13 protein-coding genes are annotated in these 12,601 nt (G+C 60.2%); 3 read left to right on the top strand and 10 right to left on the bottom strand.

Annotation, left to right across the window (positions count from 1 at the left end; genetic code table 11):
* The first annotated feature begins 1,612 nt into the window (after window positions 1–1,612).
* The 3 genes from Q2M23_RS29365 (at window position 1,613) to Q2M23_RS29355 (ending at window position 4,460) form a co-directional block, all read left to right on the top strand.
* Complete coding sequence (locus Q2M23_RS29365; RefSeq protein WP_316397894.1) at window positions 1,613–2,302, top strand: response regulator transcription factor; 690 nt, start codon at window positions 1,613–1,615, stop codon at window positions 2,300–2,302.
* Window positions 2,303–2,371: 69 nt separating this feature from the next.
* On the top strand, window positions 2,372–3,784 hold the full coding sequence (locus tag Q2M23_RS29360) for a type II and III secretion system protein family protein (RefSeq protein ID WP_316397924.1): 1,413 nt from the start codon (window positions 2,372–2,374) through the stop codon (window positions 3,782–3,784).
* A gap of 10 nt (window positions 3,785–3,794) precedes the next feature.
* Complete coding sequence (locus Q2M23_RS29355; protein ID WP_316397893.1) at window positions 3,795–4,460, top strand: CpaD family pilus assembly lipoprotein; 666 nt, start codon at window positions 3,795–3,797, stop codon at window positions 4,458–4,460.
* A 236-nt stretch (window positions 4,461–4,696) separates the two neighbouring features.
* Here the strand turns inward: Q2M23_RS29355 and Q2M23_RS29350 are convergent, their stop codons facing one another.
* The 10 genes from Q2M23_RS29350 to sctJ all read right to left on the bottom strand — a co-directional run bounded on the left by Q2M23_RS29350 (window position 4,697) and on the right by sctJ (window position 12,599).
* Window positions 4,697–5,734: an EscU/YscU/HrcU family type III secretion system export apparatus switch protein gene (locus tag Q2M23_RS29350; RefSeq protein WP_316397892.1), complete on the bottom strand. Its 1,038-nt coding sequence runs from the start codon at window positions 5,732–5,734 to the stop codon at window positions 4,697–4,699.
* Window positions 5,731–6,552, bottom strand: a complete 822-nt coding sequence (sctT, locus tag Q2M23_RS29345) for a type III secretion system export apparatus subunit SctT (protein WP_141342535.1) — start codon at window positions 6,550–6,552, stop codon at window positions 5,731–5,733. The genes Q2M23_RS29350 and sctT overlap by 4 nt, the downstream gene beginning before the upstream one ends.
* 10 nt (window positions 6,553–6,562) lie before the next feature.
* Complete coding sequence (locus tag Q2M23_RS29340) at window positions 6,563–6,838, bottom strand: EscS/YscS/HrcS family type III secretion system export apparatus protein (protein WP_057018251.1); 276 nt, start codon at window positions 6,836–6,838, stop codon at window positions 6,563–6,565.
* A 2-nt stretch (window positions 6,839–6,840) separates the two neighbouring features.
* A complete protein-coding gene (sctR, locus tag Q2M23_RS29335) occupies window positions 6,841–7,506 on the bottom strand; it encodes a type III secretion system export apparatus subunit SctR (RefSeq protein WP_057018250.1) in 666 nt (221 codons plus the stop codon).
* On the bottom strand, window positions 7,499–8,500 hold the full coding sequence (gene sctQ / locus Q2M23_RS29330; protein WP_316397923.1) for a type III secretion system cytoplasmic ring protein SctQ: 1,002 nt from the start codon (window positions 8,498–8,500) through the stop codon (window positions 7,499–7,501). Before sctQ ends, sctR begins: the two co-directional genes overlap by 8 nt.
* 107 nt (window positions 8,501–8,607) lie before the next feature.
* On the bottom strand, window positions 8,608–9,144 hold the full coding sequence (locus tag Q2M23_RS29325) for a hypothetical protein (RefSeq protein WP_316397891.1): 537 nt from the start codon (window positions 9,142–9,144) through the stop codon (window positions 8,608–8,610).
* Window positions 9,120–10,472: a type III secretion system ATPase SctN gene (sctN, locus tag Q2M23_RS29320; RefSeq protein WP_316397890.1), complete on the bottom strand. Its 1,353-nt coding sequence runs from the start codon at window positions 10,470–10,472 to the stop codon at window positions 9,120–9,122. The genes Q2M23_RS29325 and sctN overlap by 25 nt, the downstream gene beginning before the upstream one ends.
* Complete coding sequence (gene sctL / locus Q2M23_RS29315; protein WP_057018248.1) at window positions 10,469–11,092, bottom strand: type III secretion system stator protein SctL; 624 nt, start codon at window positions 11,090–11,092, stop codon at window positions 10,469–10,471. The genes sctN and sctL overlap by 4 nt, the downstream gene beginning before the upstream one ends.
* Window positions 11,089–11,721, bottom strand: coding sequence for a nodulation protein NolU (locus Q2M23_RS29310; protein WP_081334766.1), 633 nt, complete (start codon window positions 11,719–11,721; stop codon window positions 11,089–11,091). Before Q2M23_RS29310 ends, sctL begins: the two co-directional genes overlap by 4 nt.
* A gap of 11 nt (window positions 11,722–11,732) precedes the next feature.
* Window positions 11,733–12,599: a type III secretion system inner membrane ring lipoprotein SctJ gene (gene sctJ / locus Q2M23_RS29305; protein ID WP_069280074.1), complete on the bottom strand. Its 867-nt coding sequence runs from the start codon at window positions 12,597–12,599 to the stop codon at window positions 11,733–11,735.
* Window positions 12,600–12,601: the final 2 nt, after the last annotated feature.

Here is a 12,601-nt window from a genome sequence, read left to right as displayed (position 1 = left end):
GCCGCGCCTATCCGTCGCTTGAATGCGTTCCATCAAAACAATTGATTTTTCCGATCCCGCCCAAAGCCCGCATAGTCGGCCGCAGTCTTTGGAGCAGCATTCAGGAACGTGGTGTGACAGTCGACCGTCTCTTCAATCCTTTGCCAGTCAATTCGATTTGGCAACCGCGCGTCTGCCCCCCACGACGTTAAGCGCTATGCGTCAGATCAGCCCATCTCGGCCGGCCATGGTCCGCCTGCCAATCGCCACGTTTGAGGCTACCAGGCAATCTCATGCTCGCGCGCGTTATGGCTTGCCTTAACGCGCAGCGGGAACAACTAGCTCACGCTATCGCTACAGCTGAAGCTGCACCTCGCAGAATTTGGAGAGGCGAAATGCTCACAACCTTCGAGACCACGAGAGCGACCGCGACCCATAAGGCCATGACGGTGTTCAAACTGTGTCGTGACCGAGTCAAGACGCGCACAAGATGGAGGGTACTCGTAACCAACTGTTAAAGACACTTGATCCTCACCTGACGTCAGATTGTAGGATTTCCGACAGCTTCGCGACACCGAACCCGCGCGCGAACACTTCCTGACAGGTAGCAAGAATTGCGAACGTCTCTCAAACTTAACGACGCTCCGCTCCGCCCCATCGCGCGGGTCGATCACCACTGTGGACGACGTGCTCTCCGCACCGTCTCTGTGCAGAACAGAGAAGCGCGCGCCACTCCTGTTGCGGCCCGAGCAGAATTTAGCGGCCGAGTAGAACTCGGATTCTGTTTGCCTTGGCCTAACCGCGCACGACGTAGCTCCAAATTCGCGCTTCGATTACTTTGCAGTCGATCATTGCAAGTGAGGAGATGCAACTGGCGTAGCAATATCAACCAGATTGGCTATCGCCCAGAAATGCGGCAGTCCCCTCCGTCTCTCGTTCGCTACTTTCGAGGGGATCACGCATCGGAGCTGACCGAAGGTTTCGAGCGTCGGCGTCCTGCGCGTCTATCACCGGCTAGGGAAAGCCCGCTTCAGTAGCCAGGAGGCCGCATCATCGTTCGTTCGCCGCGCAACGCAGCTCTGGAGACATCGTCCAGACGCGTAGCGTGAAACTGTCTTCACGCGGAACAGCTTGCCTTGTCGCGAGACAGCATAGCAAGAACTGACCGCGGGACTGGGGAAAAGTGGGAGTTCCCAATGCCGGTTTCGCTAGACTATTCAGCCACGACTCCATCCGCTCGCTCCTGCGCTTGGGTGTCGATGTCGATTGCGCGGCCCAGCGCTATTAGGATCGACGGCTGCTGTGCATTACGTGCAAACACGGACGCGATCGATGCGCACAGGCGTCAAACTGTTGCGACGACTTCTGCCCTCGTGAATGACTTCGAAAGTCTTTTCGATCCAAGGGGTCTGCTCGGCATCGCCGATGACGCATGCAGCCCCCAGCGGTCCACTGCGCTTTCCAACCCGGTGACAAGGAATTCACCGGGATTGATCGTCCGTCACCATGCTCTGCTTCCTCGCCGCCGGACATTGCCGCTCATGCCGAAGCGGGCGCCGGTCAGCTTCATCGAACCTCTTGGCCAACCGTGACGCGCCTAAGGTCTTGGCGCGGATGGACGAGAGGCGATGAAATGCGAATTCTCCTGGTTGATCATCAAGCGGACTTTGCCCGTGCTGTGAAGGAAGCGCTTCCTGATTGCGGGTTTGCCGTTGACGTGACACGCACGCTGGACGAGGCGTCGGCCGCGCTGGATTGCGCAAACTACCACATTCTTTTGCTCGAATTGGTTTTGCCCGATGGAGACGGCTTGGACTGGCTGAAGCAGCTCCGGCGCGAGGGATGTTCAATGCCGGCCATCATGATGAGCAGCCTCAACGACCTCGGGCGGCGGATTGCGATCTTTAACGCGGGTGCGGACGACTTCCTCCCCAAACCCGTGTCGACCGAAGAACTCATCGCGCGCATGCGAGCTATTCTGCGGCGGTCAACGCAAATGACGGCGCCGGTCGTGACATTCGGCAATCTGCATTTCGATCCGATCGCGAGGCAAGTCGCGGTCGGCGGTCGGATACTGAGGATTGCCCGCCGCGAAGTGTGCATTCTCGAACATTTGCTCAACCGTGCCGGTCGTACCGTGCCGCGCGCATCTCTGGAGGATAGCCTTTATGCGTTCGACGACGAGGTCTCGACCAATGCGCTGGAAGTCGGCATCTATCGCTTGCGTACGCATTTGAGCCAGTCGGGTGCGACGCTCAGGATCAAGACTGCGCGCGGCGTCGGTTACACCCTTGAACTCATTGGCGCAGCGTCGGCTGCTTAGCCGATTCAACTTGAAAGCAATAACCCCTTGAATTTCGATAACAATGCTGCGCGCGCTGATGAGCTGTCGATGGTAGCTGGGGCAACGCGCTCTGCCGTTTTGCCTCGCCTCTGCTACGTCCTGTGCGGACTTGCTCTGCTATTTCCGCTTGCTGCGGCAGCCCAAACCAAGCGGGATGGCAAAGCAGAACCGCCGCGTAGCGCGCCCGGCAGCACCTCCGGCACGCTGAACCTGATTTCCTCACAGGGCAAGACGATCCATCTGACCGCTGCGGCGGCGAGCATCTTTGTTGCCGACCCGACGATTGCGGATTATCAGGCGCCGTCAAATACGACAATCTTCGTGTTTGGCAAGAAATCAGGACGCACCAGCCTCTTTGCCCTGAACGAAAACGGCGAGGCTCTCGCCGAGCTACGCGTGGTCGTCACACAACCGATCGAGGACCTGCGAGCCATGCTTCGAGCTGAGGTCGGCGACTATCCGATCCAGGTCAGCTACACCCCGCGCGGAGCGATCCTGAGCGGTACCGCGCCCAATGCCGAGGTCGTCGAGACAGCCAAGAAAGTCACCGAGCAGTTTCTCGGGGCGGGTGCGCTCGTCGTCAACAAGATCCAGGTGGCCGGCTCGCTGCAGGTGAATCTCAGCGTACGGGTCGCAGAAGTGTCCCGCAGCGCCGTCAAGGATCTCAATATCCACTTCACGGCCTCCAGCCCAAACGGCGCTTTCCTTATCAGCGGCAAGGATGGCGGATCCGCCGCGGCGAACGGCGGCGGCACGATCGGTATCGGGTTCAGCGCGGGCAATACCAACCTCAGCGCTGTTCTGGACGCGCTCGCCAGCGAGCATCTCGCCTCGATCCTGGCTGAGCCGAATCTGACGGCGATGTCCGGCGAGTCCGCGAGTTTCCTGGCCGGCGGCGAATTCCCCATTCCTGTGATGCAGGATAATCGGCAGGTTTCGGTCCAATTCCGCCAGTTCGGCGTGAGCCTCGAATTCGTCCCGACAGTGCTCAACAATAATCAGATCAATGTCCGTGTGAAGCCCGAAGTCAGCGAACTGTCGAGCGAAGGCCAAGTCAAGATCAATGGCATGGAAGTCCCTGCGCTTTCGACGCGACGAGCTAGCACCGTGGTCGAACTCGCCAGCGGTCAGAGCTTTGCCATCGGCGGACTGATCAGGCGCAACTTCAACAACGACATTGGCGAGTTTCCCTGGCTCGGCGACGTGCCGATCCTTGGCGCGCTGTTTCGCTCCTCATCGTTTCAAAAGCGCGAGACCGAGCTGGTTATTATTGTCACGCCTTACATCGTGCGGCCCGGATCGAACCCGACCCGGATGAGTGCACCGACCGACCGCATAGCACCGCCCTCAGACACGGGCCGCATCTTGACGAACACGCTGGCGCGGCCGCCAAAAGACCGCGATGCGCCCCGCACGAGCGCACCAGGATTGACCGGCAGCGCCGGCTTTATCATCGAATGAGGATCGTCAAATGACCTTGCGACATTTGTGCCATTTGATCGTTGTTGCGGCAACATTGGGCGGATGCGCAAACAGTGCTTCGATCCGTCCCGGGCCGGCTGAACAGGCGATCCAAGTGGAGCAGAAGAACAGTGTTTTGTTCCTACAGAGCCTTCGTGGCTCCGAAAGGCACCGGCTGCGGAGCTTCATTGCGAGTGCAAGTGGCGGCCGGCGGGACGCACTCCATGTCGATGTCACCGGCACGCCCCGGCTCATTGCACAGGTGGCCCACGAGGCCCGTGCCATGGGCGTTGCCCCCTATAATATTCGCCTGTCCGCCTCACCTCTCGATCTGCCCTCCCGTTTCGGGGTAAGGATCGAGGCGATCACCTTTGAAGCCCAGCCTCCTGTCTGTCCGTCGCTTTCCATCGTCGGGCCTGCGGTCAACGATAATTCGTTCGACCCGACGCTTGGCTGCTCGACCAGAAGCAATCTGGCAGTCATGGTCAACGATCCGCTCGACTTGCTGGACAATCGCTCGGTCATGACGAGTAATGGCGATCGCGCCGCCATTCCGGTTGCCAGCTATGGCACGTTTGGCCTGGGCAACAAGAGCAACGGAGAAGGTGGACAGAGCAATGGGGCCGCGTCGGAAGCTCCCGCGGCGGCAACGAGGGACGTACAGCCTCCTCGGTGACGGGCGTTGCATCGCCGCCGCGTGATCAAAATGATCGAGCGATTTCCCGTGCCGATTGAATAGCAGGCCGGATTTTTGTTCTGGCGCGCTTTCTTCCGCGAACCGGTACACAACTTCGCTCGAAAGCCGTCTAGTCTAGAGACTTTTCCGTTCCGATTGAATCGGAACGGAGCTGTAGATTCTTGTTTGACGCATTTCCTTCGCGCGAACCGGCGTCCACCTCGCTGGAAACCGCTCTAGACCAGCCCGGCAGCGTAAAGGGCTTTTGCGACCGACTCGAAATATTGCGACGGAACCGGGTTGCCGAGTCTTGCTTTGCCGAGCAGCTGGTGTGTCAGGACGTCGTCATCCACTATCTTGAGGCGCAGCGCGCGTGCCTCGCCTAGCAACTTGGAAGCAGCTTCGCCCTCACCCCGACAGACCAGAACCGGCACGCCGGTTTCGCCGCGAACATAGCGCAGCCCAATCAAGGCTGCGGACCCCCTTAGTATCAAGTTGGCGCGATTGACGCCAAGCGGAGCCTCGTTCGCCGACACCTGGCGCAGACGCCTGCGTTCACTCTTCACCTGCGGATTGCCTTGCTGCTCCTTGTTCTCGCGCTTGGCCTCGGTTTCGGTCATGCGCAGCTCCTGCATGAACAACCAGCGCTGGATCAGAAGGTCGGCCAACCCGCCGACGAGGAACGCCCCGGCAGCAATCCCGGCCAGCAGCTTGATCTCGGTGAAGACTATTCCGAGGCAGCCCATGCCGCAGACCGGCAAATACACCAGTGCCTTCCAGCTTGCGGTCACGGTAAGGAAAAAGCACGTCCCGAGGAGCAGCACCTTAACCAGCGTCTTGCCAAGCTCGACGGCCGAACGTTTAGATGCAAGCCGCGTCAAGCCTTTGATCGGATCCAGTTTCTCAAGCTTCGGTTTGAGCGGCTCCAACGCAAACATGAAACCGCCGTTGGCCACGACATTGGCCAGAAGGGCTGCTGCGACGGCAGCCGCGAGCAAAGGCCCGACCGTTGCCATCGAAAGTTCCAGCAAACCGTTGAGCGCCTGCGGAACCGCGCTCGTGAAGGGCTGCTCCTGCAGTTTGTCGATCAGCTGGACCGTTTCATGCCACTTGTCTTCGATCGCACCCGCTCTCCACCACAGACAGGAAAAGCCGGCGCAGGCGCTGACCCCGCTCACCAGGTCGGAGCTGCGCGCGCTCTGCCCTTTCTTGCGCGCATCGCGCAGCTTCTTGGGGGTCGGGGGAAGCTTCTTCTCCTCGCTCGTGCCGCTCATTTCAAGAGCTTCTTGAAGGACTCGAGCACGTTGTTCGACGTGAGGATTTCAGCTCCTGCGTATTCGAGGAGATAGACGGTATAGCTGACCATGATGACACCGAAGGCAACATTCTTGATCGTGGGCGAAAGATCGTTCAGCTTGAGTTGCGATGCAAAGCGGCCGAGCATCATGACCGACACGTCGATCAGCAGCAGCAGGGCCAGCACCGGCCCGGCGACCAATAGCGTCGTCAGCATGATATGATCGAGAAGAGCGAGGCATTCCATTGCTCCCAGTGCCGTCACCGCAGGCAGGAACTGATACACGGGCCAGATCAGATAGCTGCCATAAAGGCTGCTCACCATGGTCTGCAGGCCGCCGACCAGAACGAAGATCGTGACCGCAGTGACGCCGAGAAAAAGCCCGGTCCCCGACGCTTGGCTGTGAGTCGCAGGATCTTCTGCTGCGACCTGGCTGGAGATTCCTCGTTGCGTATCGATGATGTCGCCGACTGCCTGGATGCTCCATAGGGGAATGCTGAGCAGGATACCGAGCAGAAGGCCGACGAACACCTCCTTCAAACCGAGCATGGTTACGCTGACCAGACGCGTGTTCGGATCTAGCGCCTCCAGTCCTAGCTTGATCTGCGCCAGACACGGTAGCCCGATCGCGATCGTCAGACTTCCGCGGATCAGGCCACTGATGCGCGGCCGGGTGAAGACGGGAAGCACAAGCATGATGCCCAAGGCGCGGGCCGCGCTCAGGCCGGTTGCTGCGATAAGTTCGATTCCGCCCTGGACGAGGGCGTGCGCATCTGTAGGTGACAGGCCGGCCATCCAAGCCCTGCTAGTATCTTGCGGTGAGTGCAGGAAACTCGCTGAAAATGCGTTCGGCCTGCTCGATGAGCGGAGCGCTGAGCACCGGAGAGAACCCGGCGAGTACGGCGACGACGACCAGAAGTTTCACCGTCAGGGGCAAGGTTTGATCTTGGAGCTGGGTTGCCGCCTGGATGAGGCCGATGATCAATCCCGAGATCAGGGCTGCCAGGAGCGGCGGCAGAACCCAGATCATGAAAAGCACGAGCGATTCGCTCAGGTACTTGAGGATGCTGGCTTCGTTCATGATCAACCTCCCGGCGTCGTGTAGCTCAAAACCAGCCCGTGCATGAGACGTGACCAGCCGTCGATGGTAACGAACAAAAAGAGCTTGAAGGGAACAGATATCACTGTCGGCGACACCATCGACATCCCCATGGCCATCAAAATCGTCGTGACGATCAGGTCGATGGTGATAAAGGGAAGATAAAGAAGAAAGCCGATTTCGAAGCCGCGCTTGAGCTCCGAGATCAAGAACGACGGCACAAGAATCACAAAATCATCAGCCGTGGCGCTGCCGCGCATCTCCTCCGACCAGACATGTTCGGTCGATGACAGGAAAAACCGGCGCTGCTCTTCATTAGTGAACTTCTTCAAATGCGCGCGCAGCGGTTCCTGCCCCTCCTTGGCGGCCGCCACCCAGTCATCAAACGTTTGGTAGCGGAGTTGCGGGTCCGTCAGGCGGTTGTAGGTCTGCTCAAACACCGGCGCGCTGATGAAGACGGTCAGGATCAGTGCCGCCCCATACAGGACGATATTGGGCGGTATCGATTGTGTCCCGAGCGCGTTGCGCACCAGGAAAAGCACAACGGAGACCTTTATGAAGGCGGTCGTCGTCACGACGACGAAGGCGAGCAGGCCGAGACCGACCGTGATCGCCAAAAGCGCGAGGATGCTGGGTTGAATCTCAGTCATTGACCGCCAACCTGCCGCGTAACCTTACGGCAAGTTCGTCGCCGACCCGTACGATATCGCCACGGCCGATGCGCTGCCCGTTGGCAAGGATATCAACAGGGCCGTCAAGCGACCGGCCGAGTTCGAACACATGGCCTTCGTTGATGCTCCGCAAGGTTCCAATCGGCATCGGCCAGCGGCCGCATTCGAATACGAGTGTGATCTCGAGGCTATCGATATCGGCCTCGGAGGGAGGCTGCTGGGCTTGGGATTGTGTCGTCATGTGTCCACTTTTCGAGGGGTGAGATTGCGAGCGGAATGGTGCCCGCAGGACCAGTCGGTCGCCGGCAACCTCCGCAGGGGCCCACAATGTGCCGGCAGTGAGGATGATCTGGCCACGAGCAAGGTAAATTGCGTCCGGCAGCAGCGCATCGCCTTGCTGGGCTTGACGAACAAGGCCGATTGTAATGCGGAGCGAGCCAACTTCGCCTGCAACGATCACAGGGAGTTCAGGGCGAAGCTTAGGCGTCTGTCGCGGCAATCGGCCAAGCAATTCACCTAGGACGCCGAACGCTGGCGGAACCAGACCGTCAAGAGACGAGAATAGGAGCAGGCGAACCTTGCTCGTGAGCGGCCCATAGGCGACATCGAACTCAAGGAATGGACCTGATTTCGCCGCTTCATCGGTGCGGAGAAGCTGCAAATGCAGCTGCATCAGCTGCTCCAGGGAAGAGAGCAACGGGTCTAGCGCGAGTTCAAGGACCAGCGAACGCGTTGGCTCGGAAGGTAAGGTAAGGCCATTCTGCACCGTCGCAATCAGCGCTTCGGCAAACGACCTGGGCAAGGACAGGACGAGCGTTTCGCCGCCTGCGTCAAAGACGCAGTCAAGCATCGATGTCTCAGGTGGCTCGACCTGCCAGACAAGCCGGACCATGCGCAGCGATAGCGGCTTATCGCCGAAACGGCTTTGCAGAGGTCCGCGGAAAGCTGCGATCTCATTGAGCCACGAGACCACAGCACGAGATAGGGTCAGCTGTGGCCTGAATGGTACGGGTCCGCCCAGCCTCTGTGTCGCAGGCGGCGCCTGCCCATCGCAGCACGCCGGCAAAGGAGAATTGGCCATCAGCTCGGCCCGCCTCCCGCTTGGACGGGCGCGCCTCTGCGGTAGCGAAGCAACACCTCATCATCGGCTTCGATTTCCGCCGCGGCTTCAACATGAGCATTGGTGATGCGCTCAACATCACGCTCGATCTCTTGCCATTTGTGGCACGCAGCGGAACGTTTGGCCCATAGCGTCCGCGCCTCACGGACCGCCGCCTCGGCCTGATCTTGAGCGGTGTGCGCCTTGTCAAGAAGTAGCTGCGCCGCCGCGATATCCTCTGTGAGCCGCCCAATGATAAGATGATGGCGGCGCTCGAGTTCGCTGACGGATATCGCATCGGCCGATAACATCTCCCGATAAAGCTCGGCTTCGACCCTTGCGCGGTGTCTTTCGGCATTGGCAAGCTGCTCGGAAGCCTGTTCGACGGCTTCACCTGCGATGCGGCGCTTGGCTTCCATGTTGGACAGTTCACGAAGGGCGCTTCGCTCCCTCATGTCCTTCACCGCCCGCAATTTCGACGCATGAGCGGTGTTCAGGCGGTCAAACGTGACATCCATGCGATCGTCTCCTCAAATTTGCACGCCTCGTCCTGGCCTTGGCGCAGGAACGTCCGCAACTCCTCAATCGAGGCGATCGCCCGGTCGGTCAGCGGATCAGCGCCTTGCTTATATTCGCCGACCTTGATCAAAAACTCGGCCTCGGCGTAGCGCGAGAGCAGATCACGAAAGAAGGATGCCGCCTTGCGATGCGGCACAGACACGACCGCATCCATGACGCGGCTTCGGCTCGACAGCACGTCGATGGCCGGAAAATGCTCCCGCGAAGCCAGCGCACGCGAAAGAATGATGTGTCCGTCGAGAATGCCGCGCGATTCTTCGGCGATTGGATCGCCCGTGCCGTCACCTTCGACTAGCACGGTATAAAAGGCCGTGATGGAGCCCTGCTCGCCCATGCCGGCCCGCTCCAACAGACCCGGCAGCAGAGCAAAGACGGAGGGCGGAAATCCGCGCCGGGTCGGAGGCTCTCCTGCGGCAAGGCCGATCTCGCGCATCGCACGACTAAAGCGCGTCAAGGAATCCATCATCAGAACGACGCGCAGCCCCTGATCACGAAAGTATTCGGCCAGCGCCGTCGCCATATGGGCACATTGTGCCCGCTCCATCGCCGAACGGTCGGAGGTTTCCACGACGACGACCGAACGGCGGAGTGCCTCGCCAAGATGACGTTCGATGAATTCACGTACCTCTCTGCCACGTTCGCCGATCAGCGCGACAATCGTGACGTCGGCGGCTGCGCCTTTGACGATTTGCGACATCAGCGTCGACTTGCCGCAACCCGCGTCCCCATAGATTCCGATCCGCTGGCCTTCACCACATGTCAGAAGCCCATCCAGGACACGAACGCCGAGTGGGAAAGGCTGCTCGATACCGCGCCGTTTCATGGGGTTGGGCGCCTTGCCGCGCAGCGGGCGCACTTCGCCAGCCTTTATTGGCCCCTTACCATCGAGTGGGCGACCGAAACTGTCGATCACGCGGCCGAGCAAATCGGGGCCGACCGGAACTTCCTGCATTCGCCCAGTCGTGACGACCTCGGCACGGTTGGACAAGCCGACCATGTCACCGATCGGCGTGAGCAACACCCCGTCCGGCAACAAGCCGATCACCTCCGCCTCGAGCGACCACCCGCTGCGGGGATCCTGCAGCAGGCATAGCTCCCCAACCCGGGCTTCCGGCAAGACGGCATGGAGCAGCGTACCGATAGCCTTCGTGATCCGGCCGCGGACGGCACGCGTGTCGATATGCTTGACCGAAGATCTCAAGGAAGACAGTGCGGCGTGGACAGCCTCTTCTTCAGCCGCACCATGGGTCGATCGTTGCGCAGTCACGGTCCACCTTCCTGCGACGGCAAGCCAAACCCCACACGAAGCGCACGAAGCTGCGCGGCAAGTCCGAGATCGACATTGCCAAACTCGCTCCACAAGACACATTGGTCCGCCGTGAGCGCCGGATCCGGCTCGATCCTGACCTTGGGCCGGCCCTCCTGTCCGTTGTAGGCTGCGAATTCACTGGCAAGCAGATCGGCTTTCAGGGGGGACACGTGAAGGCAGACTTCCGTGTTCTTGTACTTTTGCTCAATCGCGTGACGAACGCTGCGCACCAGCATCTCGCCCGGATCAAAGGCGCCGAGCAAATCTCGCACGATCTCGATGACCAGCTCGGGCAATTCTTGTTCCAGAACGGCCTTTCGCTGCGCGAGTTCACAAGCAGCCTGCGCAATCAGGCGTGCGATTTCCTCTGCGCCCGCTTTCACCCCCTCGGCATGGCCGCGCGCCCGTTCCCGCTCAAAAGCTTTGCGTCCCCAGCCGCGAACACGCTGCAGATGCCGCTCAGCAGTGGCCCGCGCGTGCACGGCGTCATGCCAGATCTTGAGCTCGGCTGCCGGGATCAGGGGCCCAAGCGGACGGATCTGTGGGGCCACAGGCAATGCTGGGAAGTCGACTGTCATACCGTGGCAGCCTCCGTCCCCAAATGGGCCACAACCAAGGAAAGCAGCGGGCCTGAAGCACGATGGTGCTCAGCCGCCGGATTGTCCGCGGCCGTCCCACGAGGCAAGCGTAGAAGCACGCGGATACGCTCGATCGCTGGAGCCCGGTCGAGCCAAGCGCCCAGACAGGCATGTCCATCGCGTTCAATCTGTCGCGACAGGTGTTCCGGATCGGCAATGAGTGCTGTTGCAACCGCGCTGGGTAAATGCCGGATGGCGAAGGCATGCGCTTCGGCACCGATCATCTCGACCAAGATCGAAAGATCGCGCTTTGAAACCAGCTTCAGGACGGAATGAGCATGCCAGATACCGCCGGCGAGCAGCGCAGCCCGACGCGGATCATGCCCGAGCAGAAGGTCGTCGTTCCAGCCAGCTCCGCTCACATCCACGTCGCTGCCGAGCAGCAGCTCGGCCAGCCTTGGCTGCAACCTGGAACTCTGCTGCAGTCGGAGTAATGTGGCGGGCGACAGCAGCGGATCGAGACACGCGGCAAAACGGCTCGGATGGATCGAGGCAATAAGCTCGCGCAGCCGTTCTGAAGCCAGCGTGATCGAACGATTGGGTTCGGTGGGTGATATCGATGACGACATGAGCGTCCTGGTTATGTCGCATCGGAGGTGATCTTTTTGCCAGCAGCCTGGACAGCGGTCACATTCGAACGCCTGCCGAACATGGTAAGTTTGCGCGATGATTGACCGAACTGACGAAGACGCGCGCCTAGCAACAGATAAGATGCAATGACGAATGCGGCGCTTGCGCCCCCGACCCCAAGCGCAAGCCACGGCGTTGAAGCCGGCCTTGTTGATTGAGACGAAGCGGCTGCCGACTGCGCCGGCTGCTCAAGCGGCGCTCGCTCAACCGGCACAAAGACCACAGCCACCTTGTCGTAAGATAGCCCTTCGATGCTGTTGGCGACGAGCATCTTGATCTGAGGCAACAGCGCCGAGAGCTTGGCGTTCGAACCATGTCGGATGAAAACCGACGCCGACGATGGGGTCGCGTCTTGCCGCAGAAGATCGTTCTTCGGCAGAACCACGTGCACCCGCGCCGAAAGGACGCCATCGATGTCGCTAATGGTGCGCGACAATTCTTCGCTGAGGGCATAAACGTAACGGGCGCGCTCCTCGATCGGGGAGGCAACGAGGCCCGATCCCTTGAACACCTCGCCGAGATTCTTGAAAGATTGACGCGGCAGCCCCTCAACATTGAGCAGGTCAATCGAATATGCAAGCTGCCTTTCCTCGACCTGGATCGTGCTGGTTCCATCCTTGGCGACAACGCGAACAGCATCGACACCCTTGCCAAGGAGAAGCGCAAGCATCTCATTGGCCTCACGCTCCTGAATCTTGCTGTAGAGATCAGCCTTGCAGCCGATCAACGGAACAAGAAGCGGCAGAGCAAGGCAAATGCGAAGCCGCCGCCACCATTGACGGCGGCCGCAACCCCCACTGTGCATCACACCAGGCATCA

It is taken from the genome of Bradyrhizobium sp. 33ap4 (genome assembly GCF_032654765.1).
Taxonomy (GTDB): Bacteria; Pseudomonadota; Alphaproteobacteria; order Rhizobiales; family Xanthobacteraceae; genus Bradyrhizobium; species Bradyrhizobium australafricanum.
This window is presented reverse-complemented; position numbering and strand designations above follow the sequence as displayed.